Genomic DNA, 25,109 nt, shown 5'->3' on the forward strand with positions numbered 1-25,109 from the left:
AGCGGCGCGACGCGAGAGCGAAAGCATCTCTCTGCCTTCCGCTGCGGACTGCTTGCGGCGCACCGCGCGACCTCGACGTAACCCTTCCGAGGCCGCCCGCCTATCGCGCCGCAGGTCGCCACGGCGCTTCCCGCGTGCACGGAATCGCGTGGGCACAGGTTCAAATTCCCTCACGTGTTCTCGGACAACCGTCGGTCACACCGCCGAGGGTGACCCTCGCGCGTACGTCCTCGCCGAGCACCGGTGACGGCTGGTTAGCAATGGGCACGACCCATCCGACAGAAATGTCCGCCCGCCATGCCACCGTGCGACGCGCTGGCGATTTCGACCAGCCGCGGCCTCAGACTATGACGCGTGTGTCGCCGGTCCCGCGCGTTCGAATCGCATGACGCCGCGGTGTCGATGGTTGCGTGACTCGACGAGCACAACGCAGTCGTCGCGATGGCTCGGGGCTGGGGCCTTGAAGCAGCGGCTCCGCGTTACGCAGATTGGTGCGATCATCGAAGACGTGGACGCCCACGAGCAGTTCGTGGCCGGCTCGTCCGCCTTGGCCGCGGGGGAGTGGGGCGCGGCCCGCGACTGCTTCGAGTCGGCCTTGTCGGTCGAGGAGTCGGCGGACGCGTTGGACGGGCTGGCGCTGGCGGTGTGGTGGCTCAACGATCCGGGTACCGCTCTGGAGCTGCGGGCCCGCGTCTTCGCGCGGCTGCGTCACGACGGCCGCGACACCGAAGCGACAGCTGTCGCGATCTGGCTGGCACGCCAATATTGGGGCCTTTATCGGCGTGGGGAGATGGCCAACGGGTGGCTGTCTCGGGCGCGGTCGCTGTTGGAGACCCTGCCCGAGGATGGCAGCCTGCGGGGGTGGCTGGTCCTGGCGGAGTCGGAGATGGGACGCCCGCATCCACGCGCCGCCAACGCCGCCGACCGGGCGCTGAGGATCGCGCGCGAGCACGGTGATCGGGACCTGGAGATCGTGGCGCTGACCCGTCGGGGCGCCTGCACCGTCAGTGCTGGCGGCATTGCCGAGGGGCTTTCGGACCTGCACGAGGCGATGACCGCCGCGACCTCAGGCGAGGGCCATGACGTGCAGTACGTCGGCGAGGCGCTATGCACGCTGATGGAGGTCGCCGGGCTCATCGGTGACCCGGGCATGGTCGAGCCCTGGGCGAAGTTCCTGGTCAGCTTCCGGTCGTCGTACGCGTTCGGGCCGCTGCTGCCCTTCGAGACCCAGTCGGCGACCGATCTCATCTCCGCGTTCTGCACCGGATGCTGCGGAGGGGTGTATCTGGTGACGGGAAGGCTCGACGCGGCCGAGGAGCAGCTCGTTCGCGCGGTCTCCCAGATGTCCAAGACGGGCCTGCGACCGCGCTGCCTGCACCCAGTGGCCGACCTGGTTGCCCTGCGCGTCCTCCAGGGCCGCCTGGAGGAGGCCGAGACGCTGATCACCGGCTTCGAGGGCGACTCCGACTGCGCGCCATCCGCCGCTGCCGTCGACCTGGCCCTCGGCCGACCGGCCCGCGCCGTGGACCGTCTCGTGGCCGCACTCGACGCCCTGGCGGAAACCCCGGTACTGACACTTCCGGCGCGGTCGCAACTGGTCGACGCTGCCCTGGCCGCCGGCGACGCCGGGCTCGCACAGGACGCCGCACAGCGCATCGCAGACCTCGCCGCCGCGACAGACACGCCGCTCCACCGCGCGCACCGCGACCACGCCGCCGGCAAGGTCGCGCTCGCCCGAGCAGACGGCGAGGCCGCCGGGCTGCTCCGCTCGGCGGCGCTGGGCTTCGCCCAGTCCGGTGCGCCCCTGGCGGCGTGCCGGGCCCGGATGGACCTCGCCCGGTCGCTGGTCGGAAAGGACCGCGGCCTGGCCATCACCGAGGCGCGCAGTGCGCTCCAGTCCCTCGACCGGATGGGCGCCACCGCCGAGGCCGACCGAGCCGCCGCGTTCCTGCGCGGACTCGGCGTCAAGGGCCGCACCGGCCCACGTGACGGCAGCCTGCTCAGCCGCCGCGAGCAGGAGGTACTCGGCCTGGTGTGCGAAGGCCTCTCCAACACCGAGATCGCCGAACGGCTGTTCATCAGCACCCGGACCGCGGGCCACCACGTGAGCAACATCCTGACCAAGCTCGGCGTACGCAGCCGCACCGAGGCAGCCGCCTACGCGCTGCTCAACCTACCCACCGCCCAGGCCCTGGCCCACAAATGAGGGCGCGGGCCGCACGGGGACCGGAGCTCAAATAGGCAACATGGCCCATGCTGACCCACCACTCGGGAGGGCACCCTCGACTCACCAACCGGAAGTCCCGAGGAGGAACTCATGGAAACCACCGAGAAGTCCGTCGTCCGACGCTTCTACGACATCGTCGGCAGCGGCCGCCCGGAGGACCTCGACGAGATCTGCTCACCCGGGCTCGTCGGCCACGCCGGCGCCGGGTCCAACCTCGCCGAGCTCAAGGCCTCCATCGGCAGCTTCCTGGAGCCGTTCCCCGACCTGACCGCCGACGTCCGATACCTGGTGCAGGAGGACGACCTGATCAGCTCCTGGGTCAGCTTCACGGCCACCCACGAAGCCGACTTCGCAGGTGTCCCAGCCAGCGGCCGGCGCGTGAAGTTCGCCGAGTGGGACCTGTTCCGGATCCGTGACGGCAAGATCGTCGAGATCACCCAGTACTGCGACCTCTTCACGATCATGTCCCAGATCGGCGCGCTGCCCACCGCAGCGCCCGCGTGACGGGCAGGTGCGTGATGAGCCTTTCCACACGTCGCCTCACCCTGGCTGCCAGCGCTGCCCTGGTCGTCACCATGCTCTCCGGGGCCTCTCCCGCGGCCGCGACGAGTAGCTGCGTCGCGCAGTCGACACTCGCCGAGCACCAGGTCTACGGGGCGGCCTGGGGCCACGAGCTCCCCGGCTACCTCGCCAGCCATCGAGACGTGCTCCTGCAGTTCGGGTTCTCGTCATTCGGCGCGCTCGCCTCGTACGCCGCCATCCAGGACCCCAACAACTGCCCGCCAGAACTCTAGACACCCACCACGCGGGCGCCCTCGCACCACATGTGCTGTTGCGAGGCAACCTGTCGGAAGTGAATGTCCCGACAACGTGCAATCTCATATCCCGCTGAAAGGAAGAGGAACCATGCCCAAGGCATCGAAGACAAGCGCTACCGAAACCGTTGAGGTAGAGGGCTATGAAGGTCACCTGGAGAACTTCGAAGGGGGCTACACGGTCGCCTTCGAGAAGTACACCGCCGACGCCGACCTCTCCCAGTTCTTCAAGGGCCTACCGGACGACCAGTGCCAGGCACCCCACTGGGGCTACGTTCTCGCCGGCAAGGTGACCTTCAAGACCTCCTCCGGTGAGGAGACATTCGAGACCGGCGACGCCTACTACGTCCCCCCAGGGCACACCCCGACGCTCTACGCCGGCACCGAGGTCGTCGAGTTCAGCCCGACCGAGCAGCTGCAGCAGACCCTCGCCGTAGTCACGAAGAACATGGAAGCCACCGGCTGAGGCTTACTTGCAGCCGACAGCGTCGACGGCCACCTCCTGCGCCGGTTCGCCCGCAGGCGAATGCCTGAGGCGTGACCAGCGGCAGCCCGGTACAGCCGGGGTCGTTCATTCCCCTCTCGGGCGGCTGACTTGGCGGCCGATCGTCGGGCGGTCGCCACGTGCTCGTCTCGAGATCGAAGACCGGGGGCACAACTCAAGCGCCTCAGGAGTATCGAGGTCGACCGATGTGCTGTCGTGGAACGCCGGCTCGTCGGTGACGAGAGCTGACATCGCTCTCCACCAGGCTTCTGCTCGGTCGGCTGCTGTTCTACTCAGCCGCTTCCGCTGACTTGAACAGCACCGCGACGAGGTCGTTGCCGGGACGTGGGCTGCGCGCGACAATCGGGTGATGGGCGGGGACACGGTCCCGACATTCTGTCCACTTTGCGTGTCGCGCTGTGGGGCGCGCGCCGAGGTCGAGGACGGGACGTTTGTGGCGCTGCACCCAGACCCGTCGCACCCGACCGGCAAGGCTATCTGCGTGAAGGGTAAGGCTGCCCCGGAAATCCTCTACCACCCCTCGCGGCTCCGCCACCCGCTGCGGCGCACTCACCCCAGGGACTTCGCGGATCCGGGGTGGGAGCAGATCAGCTGGGAGGAAGCGCTGGACACGGTTGGCGAACGGCTGATGAGTCTCGCGGCCTCGTACGGGCCCGAGTCGGTCGGCTTCAGCTCGAGCTCGCCGTCCACCTCTGCGATCAGTGACGCCGTCGACTGGGTGCAGCGGCTGATCCGTGCCTTCGGCAGCCCGAACTACTGCAACTACATGGAGCTGTGCGGGTGGGGCCGCTACCTCGCCCCGCTCTACACGTTCGGCGCCTGCGTGCCCGGTGAGTATCTGCCGGATCTGGAGAACGCCGGCTGCATCCTGTTCTGGGGGTACAACCCGTCGGTCGCCCGCCTCGCGCACGCGACGAGCACCGTCGCCGCTGTCGCGCGCGGGGCGAAGCTGATCGTCGTCGACCCGCGCAAGGCCGGCCTTGCCGCCAAGGCCGACCATTGGCTGCGGGTCCGGCCAGGTACCGACGCGGCACTGGCTCTGTCCCTCACGCACGTGATGATCGAGAACGGGTGGTACGACGTCGACTTCGTCCGTGACTGGACCAACGCGGCTGATGTGGTCGGCGGCCGGACCGTCTGGGATCTGCTTGCGTCGCGCTGTGCCGAGTTCCCACCGGACGTGGCCCAGGGAATCACCGGAGTGCCGGCGGCAGACATCGTCGCCGCGGCGCGGACGATCTGGGAGGCCCGGCCGGTCGCGTTCTACACCTGGAGTGGGCTCGAGCAGCACAGCGGCACGACCCAGACCATGCGCGCGATCAACGTCCTCTACGCCCTGACGGGCAGCCTGGACGTCCCGGGCGGGAACGTGCTGTTCGAGGAGGTGCCATCGAACCCGATCGACGGGATGGAGTTCCTGTCAGACACACGCCCGCCCGCGGTTGGGGTTGAGGAGCGGCCGCTCGGGCCGGCCCGGTTCGAGTTCGTCACCGGTGAAGACTTCTACACCGCGGCCCTCGACCGACGGATCAAGGCGCTGGTGAGCTTCGGCGGCAACATGGTGATGGCCCACGGGGACAGCGCGCGCGGCCGCGCTGCGCTTCAAACCTTGGACTTCTTCGTTCAGGCCGACCTGTTCATGACCCCGACCGCTGAGCTCGCCGACATCGTGCTGCCCGTGACGACACCGTTCGAGTCGGAGGCTCTGAAGATCGGCTTCGAGTACAGCCAGGAGGCGCAGTCGCTCGTCCAGCTGCGACAGCCGCTCGTCCCGCCCCGCGGGGAGGCACGCTCGGACCTGCAGATCGTGTTCGACCTCGCGACGCGGCTGGGCCTGGGCGGGCACTTCTGGGACGGCGACATCGAGGCGGCGTTCCGCCATCAGCTGGCGCCGAGCGGGATCACCCTGGAGGAGCTGCGGGGCAACCCGGAGGGTGTCCGGGTGCCGTTGACCACGCGGTACCGCAAGTACGCCGACACCGGGTTCAACACCCCCTCACGCAAGGTGGAGCTGTACTCGGCCACCCTGGCCGCCCATGGCTACTCACCGCTGCCCACCTTCGAGGAACCACTGACGAGCCCTCGCTCCCGGCCGGACCTCGCCGACCGGTACCCGCTGGTGCTCAGCTGCGCGAAGTCCCTGTTCTTCTGCGAGACCCAGCACCGCCAGGTCGCTGCCCTGCGCAAGAGCGCGCCTGAACCGCAGCTCGAGATCCACCCGTCCACGGCCGCGTCCCGGGGGATCACCGCGGGGGACTGGGTTTCGCTGATCACCCCGTACGGCAACGTGCGGGCGCGGGCGAAGTTCAACGCCAGCCTCGACCCAGGGGTGGTGTTCGGCCAGCACGGCTGGTGGGAGGCCTGCGACGAGCTCGGGCTGCCCGGCTACCCGCCGTACGGACCGAAAAGCGCCAACCTCAACCTTGTGCTGAGCCAGACACCGAGCGACCCGATCAGCGGCAGCTCGCCCCTGCGAGCCTCGATCTGCGACGTCGCCCTGCTCGAGGTCTGAGCGCCGCCGACTCCACTGGCGCTGATCGGTTGCTGCAGCCGCCCGTCGTAGTTGCCGCCACAAGGCGGCTCACGCGCCGTTCTAGTCCCCGTCGGAGGCGCGTCCGGACGCTTCGCGCGATCACATGAGGCCGCTTTCCAGCGCGTGGATGGCGGCCCCGGCCCGGGACGAGACACCGATCTTCTGGTAGATGTGCGTGACGTGTCGCTCGACCGTCTTGGGGGAGATCCCGAGCGCCTCAGCGATCGAGGGGTTGGTGTGCTCGCGGGCCACCAGGCGGAGCACGTCGATCTCGCGCTCGGTCAACGTGATGGCGGCCGCGCGACGCGTCCATGTCCCACGTTGCCCGACGGAGGTGGTCACCGCGTCCGCGGCGTTGCGGTCCAGCAGCCCCTCCCGTACCTGCGCCCCGAGCGCGTTGCAGGCTTCGGACTCGGTCATCGCCTGACGGTGGGGACGTGTCTCGGTCAGCGAGCACCACGTGTTCGCGGCCGCCAGGAGCCGTGCGGCCGCCGACAGGCCGGACGACTGGAGCCCGCGGTGGTACCCCGACCCGTCGAGCCGCTCGTGGTGGGCGGCGCCGAGCGCACCGACCGGGGCTAGGACGGGGCTCGCCGCGAAGATGCGTTCAGTGAAGTAGCTGTGCAACCTGATCCGCTCGTGCTCAGCCCGCGACAGGGGGCCCGGCTTCGCGAGCAGGCTTGATTGCACCCCCACACGTCCGACGTCATGGACCAGCGCAGCACGGCACACGAGGTCGACGTCGGCCGGCGACATGCTCGCGGCTCGAGCCGCCCTCTGAGCCACATCGGCAACGCGACGAGAGTGGCCGATCATGTGCGGGGACTTGAGGTCACCGAAGTCGGCGATACAGGTCAGCGCGCGGTCGACCTCGCCCCCGGACAGCAGGATGGGATCGCCCGGCTCGGCATCCAGCAGCTGCTGACCGAGATCCCCCTCGTCCAGGCCCGCAAGGAAGTGGCCGATGTCGTCGGCGACGAGTCTGGCCAGCGTGGGGTCGAGCGACCTGCCCGCCCGGAGCCGGAGTCGTTGCGCGATCTCGGCCGGGCCGCGGGTGATGCTCTCCTGACCGACCTGCCAAGCGACGTGCACGACCCGCATCGGCAGGCTGATCCCCTCGCCCGCCGCGAGCTGCTGGGTGCTCATGCCGTCCCAGCGCTCGTAGGCATGGGTCAGACCGCCGACGACGCGTGGCCCGAGCTCGAGACGCTTGGCCATCAGCTCCGCCGCCTCGCAATGGTTGCGGTGGTGCTGTCCCATCTCTGGCCTGGAGAACCACGCGGCCATCGTCCGAGCCGCAGCCCCAGCATCGGCTGGCGGCATGGTCGCGGCAAGCATCCGCTCCATCTCGGGCAGGAACTCATCGTCGGTGACGACCAGAAGGTCCCCCAGCCCCAGCTCGTCCACCGCCTGTGAGACGTCATGCGAGGTCGTGGTGCAGCCCACGTAACACAAGATCGCGGTGTAGAAGGCCGCGACAACGTCCTCGTCGTCGTGACCTGCCGCGCGTGCGAGACGCGCCGCGATCACGGCCGTTCTCTGGACCGTCTGGGCGGGCACGCCCAGACCGAGCTCGATGGCCAGGGCCAGCGAGTCCAGCACATGCGCCAGGCGCACCGGCGAAGCGTCCATCGCGCATCCGTTCGGGTCGGGACGGTCAGTCCACACACCCCGCTGACCAGCCGTCAAGGGCCCGGTCAGCCGGGTACCGGGACCGCACCGATCTGCACCATCATGCCCATGGCGTCGAACTGCGCGTGGTGTTCCATGACCTTGCCGTTCTCGATCCGGTCGAACGAGTCACCGCAGACCCGGACCGGGCGGTTGCTGGCAGGGACGCCGTTGAACTCACCGGTGTGCAGCGCGGTCCAGGTCAGGCGGGTCGCGACGCGATCGCCCTCGGCCACCTGGCTCTCGATGATGTGCCGGCCGTTGGAGAAGGCGCCCGTGATCCCCCGCACCATGCCTTCGAACTCCTCACGGTTCATGACCTCTCCGCCGTTCGCGCTCGCGACGAGGTCGGGCGCGGCGGTCGCGCGCCAGGCCTCGAAGTCGAGATCGTCGACACTCTGCAGGAAGGACCGGGCGATCTGCTTGTTGGTCTCGGTGCTCATCTCGGGTCTCCATTCGTGGATCGTCGGTGAAGGAACGTCCGCAGCCTGCCGCTGACTCAGATGCACCACATCCGGCAAACCCCCCACGGAGCAACGGAGCGGAAGTGTTGATAATATGACGAATTCCGCTATATTGCGTGGACAGTCATATTCACCCCACTGTCCAACGGGAGTTCCCATGCACACCACGTTCGACTACACGCTGATCACCCCGACCTCACCCGATCGGGCCTGGGCGGTGGTCGGTGACCCGGCCGGCATCGCGAGCTGGGTGCCAGGAGTCGAGGGCGTCGATGTCGACGGCTTTACTCGGATCTGCCGATTCGCCGGCGGCCGGGTGCAGCGCGAGGACTTCTCGATCGCGGCCGACACCGCCCGCGAGTTCGCCTACTCGGTCGATGTGGCCGGGAGCCCGATGGCGACCAACGGCGGGTCGATGACGGTGGCGGAGCGGCCTGAGGGTGGCAGCACGGTGCGCTGGTCGGCCGAGATCGAGTTCGTCGACGACCAGGCTGCCGCGATGATGGTGCCGATGCTGCGCGACGGATTCGGTGCCGCCTTCGAGAATCTCGCGCGGACGATCGACCGATGACGAGCGCAGCCCAAGGCATCGCCGACGAACCAGACGATGGCCTCGACGATGTCTTCAACGTGCTGGCACAACCGGTCAGGCGACGGATCCTTCGAGCGGTCAGCACCACGGAGCGGTCGGTAACCGACCTGCACGAACTCGTCGGGCTGCCGCAGCCGGTGGTGTCCAGACACCTCGCACAGATGCGAGCGGCCGGCCTCGTCGACGTCCGCCCCGTTGGGACCCGCCGTCTTTACAGCGTGCGCACCGAGGGCCTCCAGCCGGTCGAGGACTTCCTGCGGGTCCTGTGGCCGACGCGCCTGGAGGCTCTCCGCGATCTCGTGATCGCCGATCTGGACCAGCAAGGATCGGCCGATGCCGACTGAACTCCGGCACGTGGTCAGCATCCCGGCGCCGCCGGCCGCGGTGTTCCCCTATCTGGTCGAGCCGTCCCAGCTCGTCAGATGGATGGGAGATCGGGCGCGGGTGGAGGCCGTCGACGGTGGCGCCTACGAGCTCGACATCAACGGAGTGCTCGTGCGCGGCCACATCATCGAGTGCCGTCCGCCCAAACGGCTCGTGATCGCCTGGGGGCACCGCGACTCCGTCGAGTTGCCCCCGGGCTCGAGCACCGTTGAGATCCGGCTGCGTGAGAGCGACGACGGTGGAACCCTGCTCGAGGTCGTCCACTCCGGGCTGCCGACAACCCAACTCGACCAGCACGGCACCGGGTGGGAACACTTCCTGGCGCGCCTCGCGCTCGCTGCCGCAGGCGACGACCCGGGCCCCGACCCCTTCGCCCCCACGGCCGGCTGATGACCGCCGAACTGCCCGACGACCACGGTGCAGGCACTCGACAGGCGGGTCCGGTGAACCGACCGCATGGTCGCCTCAGACCGGTACCAGGTGTGCGGCCGAGGACAATCGCGATGGTCGTGAGTGCAAATCGTCATCAAACTGCCGGCTACTCGCGTCGACGAGCTTTCCGCCTCACGTCGACCTCACGGTCATCACGTGCGACCCGGACGCCGTCGAGCAAGGGGAAGCGGACCGTCGGGCCCTTTCATCGCCGACGCCTGGGTGCCACTCGCGATCGCGACTAGAGAGTCATGTTGGCGTTCGGGTCGGGGCCGGGGTCGCCTCCTGTCGCAACGATCGCGAGCCGATGAAGGTAGCTCTCCCAGCCCTCGCGGTGGTGGGCCACGGACTCGGGGTCGGGGAGCCCGCGGTGGGTGAGCCGCACGAGGGTGCCATCCTCGGTGGCCTCGAGGGTGACCTCGACGATGGTCGAGCCCGGCGGGACGACCGGGTGGTCCTGCCATCCCCAGGTGAAGACCAGGCGCCGGGGCGGGTCGAGTTCGACGAACTCGCCGTGTGCCTCGATGCCCTCGCGCATGTGCACCCTGTAGACGCCGCCCGCAGCGGGGGAGAGGGTGACCTCGGTGCCCATCCACAGCGCGTACCGGGCCGGGTCGGTGAAGTATGGCCACACCTTCTCTGGTGGCGCGGCGATGTGCGTGGTGACCTCGAGCGGGGCTGTGTTCACTGATCCTCCTGGTTGCGCGGATCTGCCTCGACGACGGCTTTCAGGTCGTCGAGCCGGCTCTGCCACGTGGCTTCGATGACGGCACGCAGGTGGCCCATCGCCTCGGGGTTGGCACGGTACAGACGCGATCGTCCCTCGCGGCGTTCGGTCACGAACCCGGCCGCCTTGAGTACACCCAGGTGCTGAGAGATCGCCGGCCAGGACACCTCGAAGCGGGCCGCGATGTCACCTGCGGAGAGCTCGTCGCGCCAGACCAGTTCGAGGATCTGGCGGCGCCGTTCCACGGCGATCACCTTGAGCGGGTCCATTGCTGCCTTGTCGGTGGGTTGCGTCGTCGTCGTCCCCCAGTTTATATTTAAGTCACTACTTAAACAACGACCTGCGACAGCGGGTCGCATAAGAGAAAGAAGAGACACCCATGGACACCACGATCCTGGCGCTGGACATCGACGCTGAGGCTGACAAGCTCGTCGAGATCCTGAGCACGACCGAGGGCATGCGCTCGGTCTGGACGTCGAACTGCGACGTCGCCGACGGCAAGGCGCGGTTCGGGTTCGCCATGGCCCCGGTTGACCTGGACTGCACCGTGGAGGTCGTCGACGGCAAGAGCGTCCGCTACACCGTCGAGTCCGGCTTCCCGTTCTGGAACGGCTCGGTCTTCGAGTGGGAGCTCGGTCCCGCGCTCCGCGCCGAGAGCGGCACCAACCTGCTCTTCCGCCACCGCGACTTCGAGGACGGCTACCCCGAGACCGACCTGGCCTTCACCAGCCAGACCTGGGCGCTGATCCAGCAGACCATCAAGTCCCACGCCGAGGGCGGAACCCCGGGCCCGGCCCTCGGCTGACGGTCACCGAGGAAGGAGCAGCATCGTGAAGGTCGACGTGACCACCGAGATCGTCATCGACCGGCCCGTCAGCGAGGTGTCGGCCTACGCGGCCGACCCCGACAACGCGCCCAGGTGGTACGCCAACATCAGGTCGGTCGAGTGGAAGACCTCGCCGCCGGTCCAGCAGGGGAGCCTGGTCGCGTTCGTCGCCCAGTTCCTCGGCAGGCGGCTCGCGTATACCTACGAGATCGTCGAGTTCAATCCCGCCAAGCGGCTGGTGATGCGCACCCAGGAAGGGCCCTTCCCGATGGAGACCACGTACACCTGGGCCGCCCAGTCGCCGACCGCGACCCGGATGACGCTGCGCAACGCCGGCGAACCCGCCGGGTTCTCCACTGTTGCCGCGCCAATCATGTCGGCGGCGATGCGGCGTGCGAACCGCAAGGACCTGGCAAACCTCAAGGCAATCCTCGAGCTGGATCAGCCCTCTACCTGACATCAGCCGGCGGCTGTTCGCCCTCGTGTCGCCGGTGTCGTGGACGGGACGGAGACCGGCACGGCCGGGGGCTACTCGATCCTCCAGGCCGACGACCTCGGGGCCGCAGCCGAGCTCGTGCGTAACCACCCCTTCGTGGGACGCGGTGGATCACTGCAGGTGAGCGAGGCCTGACGCCAGAGTGACCCGGGGGGTCGGGGGAGGTGGCTGAAAGCGACCCGGCGCTACCTGGGCAGCGCCTGCCGTGCGAAGTCGACGGCCTCGGCGAGCAGGGTCTGCCACAGAGCTCGGTCGGTGGTGGGGATAGACACCCACTCGCGGAAGGTCCTGCCGGCGGGGGCGAACGGGTCGCCGTGACCGTCCTCGATGAGCTCGGTGACCCGCTCGCGGGGCAACTTCACGACCAGGCGGCCGACCTTGTCGTCGTAGGAGGCCAGGAATTTCCCGGCCAGCCGCACGCAGGGGTAGCCCATCATCGTGGCCCGGCCGATGGCCGGGTCGTAGAGCAGGTCCTCGGTGAGCTCGTCGTAGAGGCCGCGGGCCCCGTCGGAGCGGTCCCCGTCGGACGGCTCCGACGAGGACGAGCCCTTCGCGTCAGGCGCCATCAGGCCGCCGGCGGGGTGAAGACGCCGAACTGGTTGCCCGACGGGTCGCGCAGGTAGGCGAAGGTCGGGGCGCCCGGGCCGGGGTCGAGGTGCTTGCTGACCACCGAGCCGCCGAGCTGCTCGGCGTCGGCGCAGGTCGCCTCCACGTCGGCGACGAGGATGTAGAACACGGCGTGGTCGGGCACCTGCCCGCCGGTGCCGAAGATGCCGCCCATCGGTTGGTCGGCGCCGGAGGACTTGATGTTGCGGTAGTCCATGCCGCCGGAGGCGGCTGGGCCGTCGGCGTCGAAGGTCCAGTCGAAGAGGCTGCCGTAGAACTTCTCGGCACCGTCGGGATCGCTGGTAGCGACCTCGAACCAGGCCAGGGTGCCGGGAGCGGGGTTGGTCATCGGTGTCTCCTTTCTGCTGGTCGATCACCCGCCGGGGCGGCGGGACGCACCAACCGTCTCGGGGTCTCGCGACAGCCCTATGTCGGAGTTCGTCGGGAGATTTTCGGCGCGCAGCGCCGACTCCGGCAGCTTCGTCTGGTGGCCGTCGACGATCGGCTCCGGGGCGACGCGATGGGGGCGCGGCAGCGACGGCGTCCGCTCGGCTCGGGTGATGCGATCCAGGCGGAACACTCGGTCGTCTTCTCTTAGGTGGCACCAGGCGGTGAGGTAGGAGCCGTTGGGTCCGACCACGACGTGCTGCGGCTCGACCTCGCGCTCGGTCTCGAGGCCGCCGACGTCGATGTAGCTGATCCGCAGCACCTGGTTGTCGCGCACGGCTCGCCAGATTGTCTCGGCGATCTCGGCATCGGGGTCGGGCGTGGGTTGGACGAGAAGCCTGACCTTCTCGGCCGTCGCGCGCGCCTCCTCGAGGGCTCGTTCGGGCATCGCGGCCACGATCTTCTGCAGGGCGCTGCGGGCGTCCCGCGTGAACAGCACGTGCTCGCTGCGGCTCAGCGCCACGGCGACGGCCGCCGCCTCGCGCGGCGTGAAGTTGAGCGGCGGCAGGCTCATCGAGCGGTCGAGCGTGTAGCCCCCGGTGCGCCCCTGTTTCGTCGCGAAGGGTACGCCGGCCTGCCCCAATGCGCTCAGGTCGCGCTCGATGGTCCTGACGCTCAGCTCGAAGTGCTCGGCCAGCTGGCGCGCCGTCCGGCCCCTGGGTCCTGCCGCCCGGAGCTCCTCGACCAGGGCGTAGAGGCGGTCGATGCGGTTCATGCTCGGAGCGTAGACGCGGGCGGGGACAATACTGAGGCCCCTTCCCAGACTGTCCTGATCAGCCCAGTGGCGTTCGTCAATAGGTAAGGAGCGGGATGGCCCCGCGTAAACGAGGAGTCCGGATGAATCAGTACCTGCTGTCGGTCTACGACGTCGAGGGTGACGGGGCCGGGGCGCCGGCCACCCCCGAGGAGATGCAAGCCTTCATGGGCCGGGTGATCGCCCTGGAGGAGGAGATGGACCGCGCCGGGGCGTTCGAGTTCGGGGGCGCGCTGCACGGTCCGGACGCGGCCACCGTGGTCCGAGGTGGAACCGGCCTCGACAAGGTGACCACCGACGGGCCCTTCGTGGAGGCCAAGGAGCACATCGGCGGTTTCTACATCATCAACGCCGACAACCTCGACGAGGCGCTGGCGTGGGCGGGGAAGGTCGTCGAGGCGATCAACCACGACATCGAGGTGCGGCCCTTCCGCGCCACCGGGCGCCTCCAGGATGCGCCCGGCCGCTGAGGCAGTGGTCGATGGACGACGTCGAGCGTGCGTTCCGCGAGGCGCACGGCCCCGCTGTGGCGACGCTGATCCGGCTGTTCGGTGACATCACGCTCGCCGAGGACGCCGTTCAGGACGCCTTCACTGCCGCCGTACATCGGTGGCCCCAGGACGGCGTCCCGGACAACCCAGTCGGCTGGATCGTCACCACCGCACGGAACCGGGCAATCGACGCCGTCCGGCGCAGCCGGCGAGGACGCGAGCTGACCGAGCAGATCGCCGCCGATCGGCTACGCGCCGAGACCAGCGCCGGCCCGGAGGATCCAGAGCCCATGCACGACGACCAGCTGCGACTCATCTTCACCTGTTGCCACCCCGCCATCCGCGTCGAACACCAAGTGGCGCTCACGTTGCGCCTGATCGGGGGACTCACCCCTGCCGAGGTGGCCTCAGCGTTCCTGGTCAGCGAGGACACCATGGCCAAGCGCCTGGTACGCGCCAAGTACAAGATCAAGGCGGCCCACATCCCCTACCAAGTGCCCGACCAATCCGAGCTGCCGGATCGGCTCCGTGCGGTGCTCTCGGTGCTGTACCTGATCTACAACGCCGGCGCCGACGACGTCGGGCGCGGCCACCTCAGAGCCGAGGCAGTCAGGCTGACCCGGGTGCTCGTGTCGCTCATGCCCGACGAGCCCGAATCGTTGGGCCTCCTGGCCCTCTTCATCCTCAGCGACGCACGGATGCCGGCCCGCGGCGACGGAGCCCACGTCGTGCTTCTGAAAGACCAGGACCGGTCGCTCTGGGATTCCGCCCTGATCTCCGAGGGACAGGCGCTCGTGCTCGCCTGCATGCGACGACAGCGGCTCGGGCCGTTCCAGCTGCAGGCGGCGATCCAGGCGCTCCACTGCGCCGCTCTCCGGTACGAGGACACGGACTGGACCGCGATCGTTCGGTTCTACGACCGGCTGATCGCAGTCATGCCGACACCGGTCGTGGCGCTGAACAGGGCAGTCGCTGTCGCCGAGACCCAAGGGCCGGAGACCGGCCTAGCGCTTCTCGAAGGTGTCGCCGAGGAGCTGGACGGGTTCCACCTGCTCCATGCCGCGCGTGGATCACTCCTCGAAAGGCTTGGCCGGCCGCGCGAGGCAGCCGATGCCTACCACCGCGCAGCCGCTCTGGCACGCACCGACACTGACATCTCCTTCCTCAAGCGCCGTTGCGCCGAGCTCACCGGCGATGTTCCGGCAGGGCCGCCCTGCTAGGGGCCTCTCAGACCGTCGCGAGGTAGCGGTGGATCACGCCGACGCAGCCCGAGCCCTCGCCGACGGCCGCCGCGACACGTTTGCCCGAGCCTGCCCGGACGTCGCCGACGGCGAAGATGCCCGGCACATTTGTCTCGAACGGGAACGGGTCACGGTCCAGTGGCCAGGACCGGGGCCGCCCATGAGAGCCGCTCGGCAGGTCCGCCCCGGTGAGGATGTAGCCCTTCTCGTCGAGCTCGACGAGGTCGGAGACGGCATCGGTGTGGGGCGCGCTGCCGACGAAGATGAAGACGGCTGAGGTGTCGAGCCGGCGGGTCGCCTGGGTGGCTAGGTCTCGCACGAGGAGCTCCTCAAGGTGCGTCTCCCCGCTCACGGCCGCGATCTCGGCGCCGGTGACCACCTCGATATTGGGAGCCGCCTCGATCCGGTCCACGAGGTAGCGCGACATCCCCTTGGCGAGGGAGTCGGCCCTGAGCAAGATCGTGACGGAGCTGGCGTAGCGGGAGAAGAATAGGGCCCCCTGCCCGGCGGAGTTGGCACCGCCGACGACCACGACCGATCGGTCGCGGTAGGTCGCCGCCTCCGTCATGGCCGCTCCGTAGAACACGCCCCGGCCGCTCAGCTCCTCCAGGCCCGGCGCCTCGAGCCTGCGCACCGCAACACCCTGAGCCAGGACGACCGCATGGCTCGATACCTCGGAACCGTCGGACAAGCAGACCACGCGGAAGGGATCCTCGCGGCGCATTCCGATGGCGGTCTGCGCGGTCAATAGCTCGGCACCGAAGCGGCGCGCCTGAGTGGTCGCCCGGCGGGCCAGGTCGCCGCCGGAGACCCCCGCGGGAAAGCCGAGGTAGTTCTCGATCCGTGAGCTGGTGCCGGCCTGGCCTCCCGGGGCGTCCTGCTCGACGATGAGGGTGCTCAGGCCCTCGGAGGCGCCGTACACGGCTGCGGCCAGGCCGGCCGGCCCGCCGCCGATGATGACCACGTCGTAGAAGGGTCTGGTGGCCCGGGTGCTGAGGCCGATGCGCTCGGCCAGCTCGGCGGTCGTCGGCGCGGACAGCGACGTGCCGTCCGGGAGCAGCACGACGGGCAGTGCGGGGTCGTCACCGACCAGTTCGCGCATGGAGCTGTCGGCGTCGATGTCCACCCATTGGTAGGGCACGCCGTTGCGGGCCAGCCACTGCTTGGTGGCATAGCTCTGGGGCGACCAGGTCGCGCCCACGACGCGGATCCCGTCGTACGGCAGACGCACCGTCGCGCTCCAGTCGGAGAGCAGGTCGTCGAGCACGGGCCAGAGGCGCAGTTCGGGCGGGTCCCAGGGCTTGAGCAGGTAATGATCCAGGCCGACGTCGTTGATGCCGCGGATCGCAGCTTCCGTGTCGGCGTACGCCGTGAGCAGCACTTTGCGGGAGTCGGGGTGCAGCGGCCCGACCTCGGCGAGCAGCTCGGTCCCACTCATCTGGGGCATCCGCTCGTCGACGAGGAACAGCGCCACCGGAGTGCCGCGTTGCTTGAGCTCGCGTGCGGCCTCGAGTCCCTGGGCACCGGATGCCGCGGTGAGGATGCGGTACTCACCGCGGTAGTGGTCGCGCAGGTCGCGCTCGACGGCGGCGAGCACTTCGGGGTCGTCGTCGACGCTGAGGATCACCGGCTTCTTCATGCGTCTGTCACCTCCTGGCTTGGTGCGTCGATCGGGAGCCGGACCGAGAAGGTGGTGAACCCTGGCCGCGAGTTCAGGGTCATCGAACCGTGGTGCTTCTCCGTGACGATCGAGTACGACGTCGACAGCCCCAGGCCGGTGCCCTTGCCGGGCTCCTTCGTGGTGAAGAACGGGTCGAACACCTGGTGCTGGATCTCCTCGGGCACGCCCGGGCCGTCGTCCTCGATCTCCACGACGACGTGGTCGCCGTCGCCGCGCGTCCGGATGACGATCGTGCCGTGGCCACCCATCGCGTCGGCCGCGTTGTCGAGCAGGTTGGTCCAGACCTGGTTGAGCTCCGAGCCGTACGCCGCGATGGCCGGCAGGTTCGGCTCGTACTCCCGGCGGACGTCGACCCCCGTCTTGAGCTTGTTGCGCAGGATGACCAGGGTGCTGTCGAGTGCTTCGTGCACGTCGACAGCCTGCACGGGCGCCTGCCCGAGGTAGGAGTAGCTCTTCATCGCCTGGACGATCTCGGAGATGCGTCCCGATCCCTGGCCGATCTCGTTCGCCAGGGTGTGCACCCGGTGCGCGGCCGTCGACCAGGTCAGGGCCGCGGCGAGATGACCCGGTCCGAGCGTCTTCTCCAAGGTGTCGAGGTCCGCCACGGTCAGGTCCTGGGCGACCAGTCCGGGGGCCAGCGACCAGGCGTCCGCCACGTCGTGGTCATCGAGCCAGTCCTCGAAGTCCGCCTCTCGGTCCGACCTCTCCATGGTGGACAGCTCGGACGGGCGACCGGCCTGGTCCTGGGCGCGCTGTTGCAGGTCGTGCAGGAGGGCCCTGGCGTCGGGGGAGAGACCGGCCTGGTCGAGGAGCAGGTGGGCCTCCTCGAGCGTGGCGAACGCCGTGGCGAGCTGATCGGCGGCTCGCCCGGTGGCGGCGGCCGGGTTGTTGAGCTCGTGGGCGATACCGGCGGCGAGCGTGCCGAGCGTGGCCATGCGCTCGCTCTGGCGCAGGGCCCGCTCGGCCACCTTCTGGGCCGTCACGTCCGCGCCGAACACGAACATCAGCTGAGTGCGGGGGTCCCACCGGTGGGCCAACACGAACGACCGCTCTCCGATGCGCGCCTCGTGGAACCGGACGTCCTCGGCCGCCTCCACCTCCTGCCACAGGGCCGTATCCGCGCCCGGGCACAGGTCGAGCCAGCTCTTTCCGATCAGGTGCTCGCCGAAGACCCTGCGGGCCGCGGCGTTGGCCATCAATACCCGGGCATCCGGTCCCATCCGCAGCACAGGTCCGGGGTTCATCTCTGGGAAACGGGCCACCTCCGCGAGCTGGGCGGCCTGCTGGGCGAGCAGCCGCTCGTCCTCACGGCGAGCCGTGACGTCGGCGCCGTACACGAAGACCAGGTCACCGGCGTCGGCCACGACGTGGCTGAACAGGATGCACACGCCGCCCCGGTCGGCCTCGTGGGTGATCCGCTCTCCACTGTCGAGGATGCGCTCCCACAGGTCCCAGGTCATACCCGGGCAGAGGTCGACCCACGACCGGCCGCGGATCTCCTGCTCGCCCAGGAACGTGCGCGCCGCTGCGTTGGCCATCACCACGGTGCCGTCGCGGCTCACGCGTCCCACCGGGCCCGGGTTCTTCTCCGGGAACTCCGCCAGCAGCCGAAGCGCCTGGGTCTGCTCGTCGTGCAACCGACGGGACGAGTGATGAGCGGTGTCATCGGCCAGGACTGCCAGCACCGACCCGTCGTCCTGAACCCGGCCGGTGGCCGACATCATGACCTCACGCCCGAAGGCCAGCCGGCAGGACAGCTCGATCGGGGTCGTCGACGCCTCGGCGGCCTTCTCCGCGATGGCCGCGAACGCCCCGGGGAGCCCGAGCAGGACGTCTAGGTGATAACCGACCGCCGAGTCGACGCCGACCAGCTCGGTCAACCGAGGATTGGCGAACGTCACCCTGCCGGCCGTGTCGACCGTGACGACCCCGACCGGCAGCCGGGAGACCAGTCCACTCGGATCGAGCACCACCACGGCGTCAGTATCGACCCGTTACCGCCCCGGGGGCAGACCGTTCGAGACGAGAGGCGCCGTGGAGCCCACGGACCCTCCACCAGCGTTGACTCACAACGTGGGCAGCCGGTCGAATCCGGCGAATGGCTCTCGGATCGTCACGCTGGAGGCGTCATCGTCGCTCTGTGCGGCGCCGGAGATCGTCTGGATGAGGTCCTCGGTGAGGTCGCCGTAGATCTGCAGGCTGCTTTCCGGTTCGAGGTACTCGACGTATGCGGTGGCGAAGTGGTCCATCCCTACCTGCATGTGCGTGGCCATGGAGTCGGCGTCGGGATGGACCTGAACGATGGTGACGTAGTCGGAGTCCGGCGCCGCGTAGCCGTAGAAGGAGTGCAGTCGCGGCTCCTTCGGCTCGACGACGTCGGCGCTGAACTGCGCGAAGTACTTCTGGAACTCCTCCCGCTTGCCGGGCTTGATCTTGTGTGTGCCGATGAAGATGAACGGAGTGGTCATGGGTCCTCCTGGATCGGTGCCCCTACGAGTCCGGGGTCTCGATGCCCACGATCCGCTCCGCCGCGGTCGCGACGCTTCGGCATTGCGGGCCGACCTCGGCTGCGCGTCGTGGGCATTCCTACCCAGCGCCCACGGCTGGCAGGATCGGTGTCGAGGGAGTGCGATGAGCAGCGAACCCGGCCATCTCGAGACCGCCCGCGAGCACCACGGCGCGTCGCGGTGGGCGCGAGCCTGCGAGGAGTACGCAGCCGGTGACTCGGAGACGACGCCCTTGAGTGTCGAGGACTTGGAGTGCTGGGCCGAGGCAGCCCAGGTGATCGGGCGGATAGATGAGGCGATCGCCGTACTGACCCGGTCCTTCGAGCTGTGGGCAGAAGCGGGCGAGGTCCACGAGGCGACGCGTACGGCGTACTGGCTGTGGAGCGCGCATGTCTTCACGCGGGGCGAGTTCGCCATCGCGGCTGGCTGGGTCGGCCGCGCCCAGACGTTGGCGGCTGAGAGGGGGTCGGATGAATACGGGTGGCTGTTGATCCCGCGGGCCTACGTGTACATCGGGAAGGGTGACTTCGCGACCGCCGAAGGTTTGCTGCATCGGGCGACCGAGCTGGGGCTCGGCCGCGGCGACATCGACCTGATCACGGTCGCCACCACGATGCGAGGCCGGGCCACTCTCAAGCTCGGATCGCTGGAGGACGGGTTGGCGCTCCTCGATGCGGCGATGGTCCGCATCCTGACCCGGGCGACCTCGCCGCGCACGACGAGCGTCATGTACTGCGCCGCGATCGGATCGTGTTACGAGGTGCAGGAGATCGCGCGTGCGGCGGAGTGGTCGGTCGCACTCGACCAATGGCTCGGCACGCTCCCGCAGCTGGGCGGCGCCTACTTCGGGAACTGTCGGATCTATCGCGCGATCCTGATGCGCCTGCGTGGGGACTGGTCTCGGGCACAGGAGGAGCTCGAGCAGGCCTGCCGTGACCTCGCGGTGGACGGGCAACTGGTCGCCGGCCATGCCTGGTACGAACTAGGCGAGTTGCGGCGGCTGCAAGGACGCCCAGGCGTCGAGGAGGCCTTCGAGCGGGCGACGGCCTTCGGGCACAGCGCCCAACCCGGACTCGCCCTCTACCGGCTCAGCCAAGGCAACACGCAGGCGGCGGACGCGGGTCTGCGCCGGGTCCTGGCCGAGCGCCAGCAGGCGGACGAACGGCTCCTGCTGCTCCCGGCTGTCATGGAGGTCTGCCTCGCCTCTGGTCGTATCGACGAGGCCAACGACGTCATCATCGAGATGGCGAAGACGGCCCGGACCTATCCGACAACCGCTATGCGGGCCATCCTGGATGCCGCCCGTGGGGCCCTTGCCCTGAGTGAGGATCGGCCCGCCGCCGCACTGGCAGGACTGCGGGCCGCCTCGGATCGGTGGCGGGAGCTCGGCGCCGTGTACGAGACCGCCCAGGTCGGCGTCCGCATCGCGATGGGGTGCCGGGCACTCGGTGACGACGAAGGCGCGCGGATGGAGCTCCGGGCGGCGCTGGCGACGTTCGAGCGGCTCGGCGCAAGCCCGGATGCATCCCTGACCCGCGGCCTGATGTCAGATCAGAACGCGCACTTCGCCGTGCTGAGCCCGCGGGAGATCGAGGTGCTCCGGCTGATCGTCACAGGAAGCACGAACGCCGAGATCGCCGCGCTGCTCGCTCTGAGCGAGCGAACCATCCACCGGCACGTGAGCAACATCCTGACCAAGCTCGGCGTCCGCTCCCGAACGGCCGCCGCTGCTTTCGCGGTACATCATGGGCTGACCTGACGCGCTGACGGCGCCGCGCGCGGGCGCTTGTGTGAACCGCAGACCCGCATGACGATTGCTAGGTGGTGCGGCATGACCCCGAGGTCGACGCCTGGTTCGACCGCTACGACAACCCTCAGAAGGACCTGGTGCTGGCGGTGCGCGACGTGGTGCTCGAGGCTGACCCGCGCGTCGGTGAGTGCATCAAGTGGCAAGCGCCGACCTTCACCTACCAGGGCAACATCGCGTCGTTCTTCCCTAGGTCCAAGAAGCATGTGTCGCTGATGTTCCACACTGGTGCCGCGCTGCCCGATCCCAGCGGCATCCTCGAAGGTCAGGGATCTACGTCGCGGTCGCTGAAGATCTTGGACAGCGACGACCTGACGGCCAAGACGCCTGCGCTGCAAGGGCTGGTGCGGTCCTGGATCGAGTTGCGCGAAGGCGAAGGCGTCGACCCTTCGTGACGGTCGACGTCCAGGTCGAGACGACGATCGCGCGGCCGCCGGCGGAGGTCGCGGCGTACGCCGGTGATCCGACGAACGCACCGGAGTGGTACGTGAACATCAAGTCGGTGCGGTGGGAGACGGCGCCACCTGTCGCGGTGGGTTCGCGGATGGACTTCGTGGCTCGGTTCGTGGGTCGCCGGATTGCCTATACCTACGAGGTTGCCGAGCTGGTGCCCGGTGAGCGGCTCGTGATGCGTACCGCCGACGGGCCCTTTCCGATGGAAACCACTTACACCTGGGAACCGGTCGAGGGAGGCACCCGGATGCGCCTGCGGAACCGAGGCGACCCGAGCGGCTTCGGTCGGCTCACGGCACCGCTGATGGAACGGGCGATACGGCGCGCGATGACCAAGGACCTCGCCAGGTTGAAGGCAATGCTCGAGCGCTGAGCAGATCTTTCCCAGTCGGGCTTGCGCTCGGATCGCGGCTGACTATGCCAGCGCCTGGCGGCGCCGCAGCCGAGGTCAGGCCGGTTGCCGGGCGGACTCGAAGAACGTGATCAGCTCATCAGCGACCGACTCCGGGGCAAGCACTGGCGCGAAGTGTCCGGCCCCTGGCAGCTCCCAGACCTGGGAGTCGTCGACGTGCCGGGCGATGAACTCCGCCGCGGCGCGGAAGAACGACCCCAGCCGGGTCCGCTGGCCCATCAGAACCAGCACCGGCACCGTGATGCGAGCAAGGGCCTGGGGATCGGTGGACCGCGGCCCCTGGTATGACCCGTCCTGTTGCACGAACCGGAGCATTGCCGGCACCCGCGCGGCCCACACGTCGTCGAAGTTCGTCCGCGTCAGCGCGGCGGTTTCCTCCTCGGTGCAGATCCACGAGGCGAAGACGTGGACCGCATCGACGAGCCGGCCGTCCGCGGCAGCCGCGCCGACACGCTGCATCGTGCCCAGGGTCTCGGCGAGGTCGGCCTCTGCCATCACCGGGATCAGCGTCGGCTCGTACACCGCCACAGCAGCGACAGCGTCACTTCGCGCGGCCGCACCCAGGACCCACGCCCCACTGCCCGACCAGCCGACAACCTGGGCCGGGGCGCCGATGCTGTCGACAAACGCCGTCACGTCGTCCTCCAGACGTGGTGGCGAGTGGTCAGGGTCATCCGCCGACAGTCCGCGTCCGCGGGTGCTTGGCAGATAGCAGGTGAACCGGTCGGTGAGGTGGGGCAGCATGGCGTCCCAGGCGGTGTCGCCGTCACCGATGCCGCCGTGGACCAGGACCAGCGCTGGCCCGTCTCCCACGACGCGTCCGGCGATCTCGGTGCCGTCGGCGGATACCGCTCGGTGGATTCTCGTGTGACTCATGGTGATCGCTCCCTGATCGAGGCGCCGTGCTCGACGCATCTACAGGGGATGCTCGGACGCGCGGCGGGTGGCTGGCATCGGTGTGATCGGCCAGCCTGCGGCGGCGGCTACGTGGTTCTACGCAGTCGGCTCACCGAGTGACGCTCAACCCATGGTCGATGGCGTAGCGGGCGGCCTGGGTCCGGGAGGTCACCCCGATCTTGTGGAAGATGTTCGTCAGGTGCCGGCCGACCGTGCGGTCGCTGATGAAGAGCGTCTCGCCGATCTCCCGGTTGGAGCGGCCGTCGGCCACCAGGGCCAGCACGTCGCACTCGCGCCGGCTCAGTCCGTCGGGCGGTGTCGTATCGCCTCGGGCCGGCCGGTGTGCGCCCAGCCGGACGTAGGTTGCCTCCGCTAGCGCTGCCTCCGCTGCCGCGGAGGCCTGGTCGCCGAGTGTCCGGTAGGCCTGGGCGAGGAGGGCGCCGGTGCCGGCGGCGTCGTACGCCGCGCCCAGCTCGTGCCAGCGTCGGCAGGCGTCGCGGAGCACCGGGAGTGCCTCTTCGGCGCGGCCCTCGGCCAGCAGCACCGCTCCACGTGCCGCGGCCGCCATCGCCTCCAGCCCCGAGGTGGCGTACATCGTCGCCGTCTGTGCGAGTTCGGACGCGGCGGCTCTCGCGTCCTCCAGCCGTCCCGCAGAGACGGCGATCTCGACCGCGGCAGCGCACACCGGCGCCCGCCGCAGGGGGTCATCCCCCACGGCCGTGACGGCGGTGCGCACCGAGGTCGAGGCCCCGGCCGCGTCGCCTCCTTGGAGCTGCAGCAGCGCTCGTCCCGGCTGCGGGTCGCGTCCGCGGGCGCGCGCCTCGTCGTAGGCCTGAGCGGCGGTCGGGTCGCCGCGCAACCGGCGTGCCTCACCGACGACGTACCACGCCTCCGCCGCGTAGTCGACGCGCATCGCGTCGAGGTCCGTCACCACCTGCAGCGCCGAGCGCTCGGCCTCCTCCCATGCGCCACGGAGGACGTGGAGCTGAGCCCGGTGCACTCCGCACAGGCCGCCGAACACCCCGACCCCGGAAAGGGTGGACAACCAGTCCTCGGTGAGATCTGTCCAGCGGGTCATCCGGCGGAGGTCGGCGACCTCGTGACAGGACGCGATGGTGTGGCAGTAGAGGCTCCCCGAGATGAACGGTCCGAGACGGCCGTCCAGAGCAGCGACCATCGCCTCGTCGAGCAGTGCCAGCCCGTCGACCACCCGGCCGGCCCTGATCAGTGCGCGCCCCTCGCAGTTGACGCCCAACAGCACCACGCCGGGCTCGTCGATCCGTGTGCCGAGGGCCCGGATCCGTTGGGCGGCGTCCACCGCTGCCGTCGGCTGTCCGGCCCGCAGACTCGGCTCGACTTCGGTCACCTGGATCAGCAGGCCGTGCGCGGGGCACTCCGGGGCGCCCTCGAGCAGGCGACCGGCGCGGCCGATCCAGCCCATCCCCTGCGGCACGTCGCCCCGTCCCAGGTGGAAGATCCCGAGCAGCATCGCCGCCCACGCGGCCTCGGCCGGCTGGGAGTCGGCCAGAAAGGCGTCGTATGCCGCGGCCTCGAGCCGCAGATTGTCCAGGACGTGGCCGAGCCACCACTTGGCATCTGCGTAGGCTGCAAGATCTTCGGCTGTGAGTCGCTGGGCCCCGACGGCATCGAAGTGCGCCGCGGCAGTGGTCCAGTCGTGTGCTCTGTGAGCCTGCCGCGCCAGAGTCAGAATGTCCGCCGTCTCGTTCACCGCCGTCTTCCATCGACGGTCAGCAGACTATCGATCGCAGAGGAAAGCCGACTCGCTCATGAGAGTGCACTGGTAGGCGGGCGACGTTGAGACGGGTCAGTGGGACGCGGAGTCACGGCGCTGGCGGTTTCGAACCGCAGCCACAAACTGGCCACTTACAGTCGGCATCCATCCCGTGATGGCCCGTTAGACTCCGAACCTGACCGCGAGGTCTTCCCGCGTAAACCCGAGGAGATCCGCGATTTTCCAAGCCGTTCCGGAGCACCCGATCTCATCCAGAGGTCGCAGGTTCAAATCCTGCCCCCGCTACAAATGTGATGTCTCAGGACATCCCGGACACCCGGACCCACGGAAACGTGGGTTCGGGTGTTCTTCATTTCGGGTTTCGTGGCTGGTAGTCCTTGTCTGGGTC

28 protein-coding genes are annotated in these 25,109 nt (G+C 69.2%); 16 read left to right on the plus strand and 12 right to left on the minus strand.

Features of this window, described 5'->3' with window-relative positions; all coding sequences use genetic code 11:
- Positions 1-508: 508 nt before the first annotated feature.
- From ISU10_RS12760 to ISU10_RS12780, 5 genes are all read left to right on the plus strand, one after another.
- Positions 509-2,206: a LuxR C-terminal-related transcriptional regulator gene (locus ISU10_RS12760; protein ID WP_370865294.1), complete on the plus strand. Its 1,698-nt coding sequence runs from the start codon at positions 509-511 to the stop codon at positions 2,204-2,206.
- Positions 2,207-2,317: 111 nt separating this feature from the next.
- On the plus strand, positions 2,318-2,731 hold the full coding sequence (locus tag ISU10_RS12765; RefSeq protein WP_194696785.1) for an ester cyclase: 414 nt from the start codon (positions 2,318-2,320) through the stop codon (positions 2,729-2,731).
- Between the two features lie 14 nt (positions 2,732-2,745).
- On the plus strand, positions 2,746-3,021 hold the full coding sequence (locus tag ISU10_RS12770) for a hypothetical protein (RefSeq protein WP_194696786.1): 276 nt from the start codon (positions 2,746-2,748) through the stop codon (positions 3,019-3,021).
- A 112-nt stretch (positions 3,022-3,133) separates the two neighbouring features.
- Positions 3,134-3,508 (plus strand): cupin domain-containing protein, encoded by a 375-nt coding sequence (locus tag ISU10_RS12775; protein ID WP_194696787.1) that lies wholly within the window; start codon positions 3,134-3,136, stop codon positions 3,506-3,508.
- Positions 3,509-3,896: 388 nt separating this feature from the next.
- Positions 3,897-6,059 (plus strand): molybdopterin-containing oxidoreductase family protein, encoded by a 2,163-nt coding sequence (locus ISU10_RS12780; protein ID WP_194696788.1) that lies wholly within the window; start codon positions 3,897-3,899, stop codon positions 6,057-6,059.
- Between the two features lie 120 nt (positions 6,060-6,179).
- On the opposite strand, the gene ISU10_RS12785 is transcribed toward ISU10_RS12780, so the two are convergent.
- Complete coding sequence (locus tag ISU10_RS12785) at positions 6,180-7,712, minus strand: HD domain-containing phosphohydrolase (RefSeq protein WP_194696789.1); 1,533 nt, start codon at positions 7,710-7,712, stop codon at positions 6,180-6,182.
- Between the two features lie 65 nt (positions 7,713-7,777).
- Entirely contained in the window at positions 7,778-8,194 is a 417-nt protein-coding gene (locus ISU10_RS12790; protein WP_194696790.1) for an ester cyclase, read from the minus strand.
- Between the two features lie 178 nt (positions 8,195-8,372).
- Here ISU10_RS12790 and ISU10_RS12795 point away from each other — a divergent pair, with 178 nt between their 5' ends.
- Genes ISU10_RS12795 through ISU10_RS12805 form a run of 3 tightly spaced genes read left to right on the plus strand, consistent with a single transcriptional unit; the run spans position 8,373 to position 9,581 of the window.
- Positions 8,373-8,786, plus strand: a complete 414-nt coding sequence (locus ISU10_RS12795) for an SRPBCC family protein (protein WP_194696791.1) — start codon at positions 8,373-8,375, stop codon at positions 8,784-8,786.
- The gene (locus ISU10_RS12800) at positions 8,783-9,151 is read left to right on the plus strand and encodes an ArsR/SmtB family transcription factor (protein WP_194696792.1); all 369 of its coding nucleotides are present in this window, start codon (positions 8,783-8,785) and stop codon (positions 9,149-9,151) included. The genes ISU10_RS12795 and ISU10_RS12800 overlap by 4 nt, the downstream gene beginning before the upstream one ends.
- Positions 9,141-9,581: an SRPBCC family protein gene (locus ISU10_RS12805; protein WP_194696793.1), complete on the plus strand. Its 441-nt coding sequence runs from the start codon at positions 9,141-9,143 to the stop codon at positions 9,579-9,581. The genes ISU10_RS12800 and ISU10_RS12805 overlap by 11 nt, the downstream gene beginning before the upstream one ends.
- A gap of 283 nt (positions 9,582-9,864) precedes the next feature.
- Here ISU10_RS12805 and ISU10_RS12810 read toward each other — a convergent pair whose 3' ends face one another.
- Both ISU10_RS12810 and ISU10_RS12815 read right to left on the minus strand, forming a co-directional pair.
- A complete protein-coding gene (locus tag ISU10_RS12810; protein ID WP_194696794.1) occupies positions 9,865-10,311 on the minus strand; it encodes an SRPBCC family protein in 447 nt (148 codons plus the stop codon).
- On the minus strand, positions 10,308-10,709 hold the full coding sequence (locus ISU10_RS12815; RefSeq protein WP_370865296.1) for an ArsR/SmtB family transcription factor: 402 nt from the start codon (positions 10,707-10,709) through the stop codon (positions 10,308-10,310). The genes ISU10_RS12810 and ISU10_RS12815 overlap by 4 nt, the downstream gene beginning before the upstream one ends.
- 20 nt (positions 10,710-10,729) lie before the next feature.
- On the opposite strand from ISU10_RS12815, the gene ISU10_RS12820 reads away from it, so the two are divergent.
- Genes ISU10_RS12820 through ISU10_RS12830 form a run of 3 tightly spaced genes read left to right on the plus strand, consistent with a single transcriptional unit; the run spans position 10,730 to position 11,807 of the window.
- Complete coding sequence (locus ISU10_RS12820; RefSeq protein ID WP_194696796.1) at positions 10,730-11,155, plus strand: hypothetical protein; 426 nt, start codon at positions 10,730-10,732, stop codon at positions 11,153-11,155.
- Positions 11,156-11,180: 25 nt separating this feature from the next.
- Positions 11,181-11,633, plus strand: coding sequence for an SRPBCC family protein (locus ISU10_RS12825; RefSeq protein WP_194696797.1), 453 nt, complete (start codon positions 11,181-11,183; stop codon positions 11,631-11,633).
- Positions 11,634-11,672: 39 nt separating this feature from the next.
- Positions 11,673-11,807, plus strand: a complete 135-nt coding sequence (locus ISU10_RS12830; protein ID WP_194696798.1) for a YciI family protein — start codon at positions 11,673-11,675, stop codon at positions 11,805-11,807.
- A gap of 50 nt (positions 11,808-11,857) precedes the next feature.
- On the opposite strand, the gene ISU10_RS12835 is transcribed toward ISU10_RS12830, so the two are convergent.
- The 3 genes from ISU10_RS12835 to ISU10_RS12845 are packed head-to-tail and all read right to left on the minus strand — an operon-like array spanning position 11,858 to position 13,440.
- On the minus strand, positions 11,858-12,238 hold the full coding sequence (locus tag ISU10_RS12835; protein ID WP_194696799.1) for a hypothetical protein: 381 nt from the start codon (positions 12,236-12,238) through the stop codon (positions 11,858-11,860).
- Positions 12,238-12,627, minus strand: coding sequence for a VOC family protein (locus tag ISU10_RS12840; RefSeq protein WP_194696800.1), 390 nt, complete (start codon positions 12,625-12,627; stop codon positions 12,238-12,240). The genes ISU10_RS12835 and ISU10_RS12840 overlap by 1 nt, the downstream gene beginning before the upstream one ends.
- A 24-nt stretch (positions 12,628-12,651) precedes the next feature.
- Entirely contained in the window at positions 12,652-13,440 is a 789-nt protein-coding gene (locus ISU10_RS12845) for a helix-turn-helix transcriptional regulator (protein WP_194696801.1), read from the minus strand.
- A 122-nt stretch (positions 13,441-13,562) separates the two neighbouring features.
- Between ISU10_RS12845 and ISU10_RS12850 the strand changes: the two genes are divergently transcribed.
- Both ISU10_RS12850 and ISU10_RS12855 read left to right on the plus strand, forming a co-directional pair.
- Entirely contained in the window at positions 13,563-13,949 is a 387-nt protein-coding gene (locus tag ISU10_RS12850) for a YciI family protein (RefSeq protein ID WP_194696802.1), read from the plus strand.
- A gap of 11 nt (positions 13,950-13,960) precedes the next feature.
- Complete coding sequence (locus ISU10_RS12855) at positions 13,961-15,190, plus strand: RNA polymerase sigma factor (RefSeq protein ID WP_194696803.1); 1,230 nt, start codon at positions 13,961-13,963, stop codon at positions 15,188-15,190.
- 7 nt (positions 15,191-15,197) lie between these two features.
- Here the strand turns inward: ISU10_RS12855 and ISU10_RS12860 are convergent, their stop codons facing one another.
- From ISU10_RS12860 to ISU10_RS12870, 3 genes are all read right to left on the minus strand, one after another.
- Positions 15,198-16,850 (minus strand): FAD-dependent oxidoreductase, encoded by a 1,653-nt coding sequence (locus tag ISU10_RS12860; RefSeq protein ID WP_194696804.1) that lies wholly within the window; start codon positions 16,848-16,850, stop codon positions 15,198-15,200.
- Entirely contained in the window at positions 16,847-18,868 is a 2,022-nt protein-coding gene (locus tag ISU10_RS12865; RefSeq protein WP_194696805.1) for an ATP-binding protein, read from the minus strand. The genes ISU10_RS12860 and ISU10_RS12865 overlap by 4 nt, the downstream gene beginning before the upstream one ends.
- Positions 18,869-18,958: 90 nt before the next feature.
- Positions 18,959-19,360 carry a putative quinol monooxygenase gene (locus tag ISU10_RS12870; protein ID WP_194696806.1) on the minus strand — a complete coding sequence of 134 codons (402 nt, stop codon included), beginning with the start codon at positions 19,358-19,360 and terminating at the stop codon, positions 18,959-18,961.
- A 163-nt stretch (positions 19,361-19,523) separates the two neighbouring features.
- Between ISU10_RS12870 and ISU10_RS12875 the strand changes: the two genes are divergently transcribed.
- From ISU10_RS12875 to ISU10_RS12885, 3 genes are all read left to right on the plus strand, one after another.
- The gene (locus ISU10_RS12875) at positions 19,524-21,158 is read left to right on the plus strand and encodes a helix-turn-helix transcriptional regulator (RefSeq protein ID WP_194696807.1); all 1,635 of its coding nucleotides are present in this window, start codon (positions 19,524-19,526) and stop codon (positions 21,156-21,158) included.
- A 62-nt stretch (positions 21,159-21,220) separates the two neighbouring features.
- Positions 21,221-21,601: a DUF1801 domain-containing protein gene (locus ISU10_RS12880; RefSeq protein WP_194696808.1), complete on the plus strand. Its 381-nt coding sequence runs from the start codon at positions 21,221-21,223 to the stop codon at positions 21,599-21,601.
- Positions 21,598-22,032 carry an SRPBCC family protein gene (locus tag ISU10_RS12885; RefSeq protein WP_194696809.1) on the plus strand — a complete coding sequence of 145 codons (435 nt, stop codon included), beginning with the start codon at positions 21,598-21,600 and terminating at the stop codon, positions 22,030-22,032. The genes ISU10_RS12880 and ISU10_RS12885 overlap by 4 nt, the downstream gene beginning before the upstream one ends.
- A gap of 75 nt (positions 22,033-22,107) precedes the next feature.
- Here the strand turns inward: ISU10_RS12885 and ISU10_RS12890 are convergent, their stop codons facing one another.
- Positions 22,108-22,947 (minus strand): alpha/beta fold hydrolase, encoded by an 840-nt coding sequence (locus ISU10_RS12890; RefSeq protein WP_194696810.1) that lies wholly within the window; start codon positions 22,945-22,947, stop codon positions 22,108-22,110.
- 130 nt (positions 22,948-23,077) lie between these two features.
- On the minus strand, positions 23,078-24,697 hold the full coding sequence (locus tag ISU10_RS23845) for a LuxR C-terminal-related transcriptional regulator (protein WP_194696811.1): 1,620 nt from the start codon (positions 24,695-24,697) through the stop codon (positions 23,078-23,080).
- Between the last annotated feature and the right edge of the window lie 412 nt (positions 24,698-25,109).

Source organism: Nocardioides agariphilus, from assembly GCF_015352445.1.
GTDB classification, from domain to species: Bacteria; Actinomycetota; Actinomycetes; order Propionibacteriales; family Nocardioidaceae; genus Nocardioides; species Nocardioides agariphilus.

Excerpts from the sequence above, each read along its gene's own strand:
- ISU10_RS12765 (WP_194696785.1), top strand. The coding sequence starts at position 2,318 with ATGGAAACCACCGAGAAGTCCGTCGTCCGACGCTTCTACGACATCGTC.
- ISU10_RS12770 (WP_194696786.1), top strand. The coding sequence starts at position 2,746 with ATGAGCCTTTCCACACGTCGCCTCACCCTGGCTGCCAGCGCTGCCCTG.
- ISU10_RS12775 (WP_194696787.1), top strand. The coding sequence starts at position 3,134 with ATGCCCAAGGCATCGAAGACAAGCGCTACCGAAACCGTTGAGGTAGAG.
- ISU10_RS12780 (WP_194696788.1), top strand. The coding sequence starts at position 3,897 with ATGGGCGGGGACACGGTCCCGACATTCTGTCCACTTTGCGTGTCGCGC.
- ISU10_RS12785 (WP_194696789.1), bottom strand. The coding sequence starts at position 7,712 with ATGGACGCTTCGCCGGTGCGCCTGGCGCATGTGCTGGACTCGCTGGCC.
- ISU10_RS12790 (WP_194696790.1), bottom strand. The coding sequence starts at position 8,194 with ATGAGCACCGAGACCAACAAGCAGATCGCCCGGTCCTTCCTGCAGAGT.
- ISU10_RS12795 (WP_194696791.1), top strand. The coding sequence starts at position 8,373 with ATGCACACCACGTTCGACTACACGCTGATCACCCCGACCTCACCCGAT.
- ISU10_RS12800 (WP_194696792.1), top strand. The coding sequence starts at position 8,783 with ATGACGAGCGCAGCCCAAGGCATCGCCGACGAACCAGACGATGGCCTC.
- ISU10_RS12805 (WP_194696793.1), top strand. The coding sequence starts at position 9,141 with ATGCCGACTGAACTCCGGCACGTGGTCAGCATCCCGGCGCCGCCGGCC.
- ISU10_RS12815 (WP_370865296.1), bottom strand. The coding sequence starts at position 10,709 with ATGCGACCCGCTGTCGCAGGTCGTTGTTTAAGTAGTGACTTAAATATA.
- ISU10_RS12820 (WP_194696796.1), top strand. The coding sequence starts at position 10,730 with ATGGACACCACGATCCTGGCGCTGGACATCGACGCTGAGGCTGACAAG.
- ISU10_RS12835 (WP_194696799.1), bottom strand. The coding sequence starts at position 12,238 with ATGGCGCCTGACGCGAAGGGCTCGTCCTCGTCGGAGCCGTCCGACGGG.
- ISU10_RS12840 (WP_194696800.1), bottom strand. The coding sequence starts at position 12,627 with ATGACCAACCCCGCTCCCGGCACCCTGGCCTGGTTCGAGGTCGCTACC.
- ISU10_RS12845 (WP_194696801.1), bottom strand. The coding sequence starts at position 13,440 with ATGAACCGCATCGACCGCCTCTACGCCCTGGTCGAGGAGCTCCGGGCG.
- ISU10_RS12850 (WP_194696802.1), top strand. The coding sequence starts at position 13,563 with ATGAATCAGTACCTGCTGTCGGTCTACGACGTCGAGGGTGACGGGGCC.
- ISU10_RS12855 (WP_194696803.1), top strand. The coding sequence starts at position 13,961 with ATGGACGACGTCGAGCGTGCGTTCCGCGAGGCGCACGGCCCCGCTGTG.
- ISU10_RS12860 (WP_194696804.1), bottom strand. The coding sequence starts at position 16,850 with ATGAAGAAGCCGGTGATCCTCAGCGTCGACGACGACCCCGAAGTGCTC.
- ISU10_RS12870 (WP_194696806.1), bottom strand. The coding sequence starts at position 19,360 with ATGACCACTCCGTTCATCTTCATCGGCACACACAAGATCAAGCCCGGC.
- ISU10_RS12875 (WP_194696807.1), top strand. The coding sequence starts at position 19,524 with ATGAGCAGCGAACCCGGCCATCTCGAGACCGCCCGCGAGCACCACGGC.
- ISU10_RS12890 (WP_194696810.1), bottom strand. The coding sequence starts at position 22,947 with ATGAGTCACACGAGAATCCACCGAGCGGTATCCGCCGACGGCACCGAG.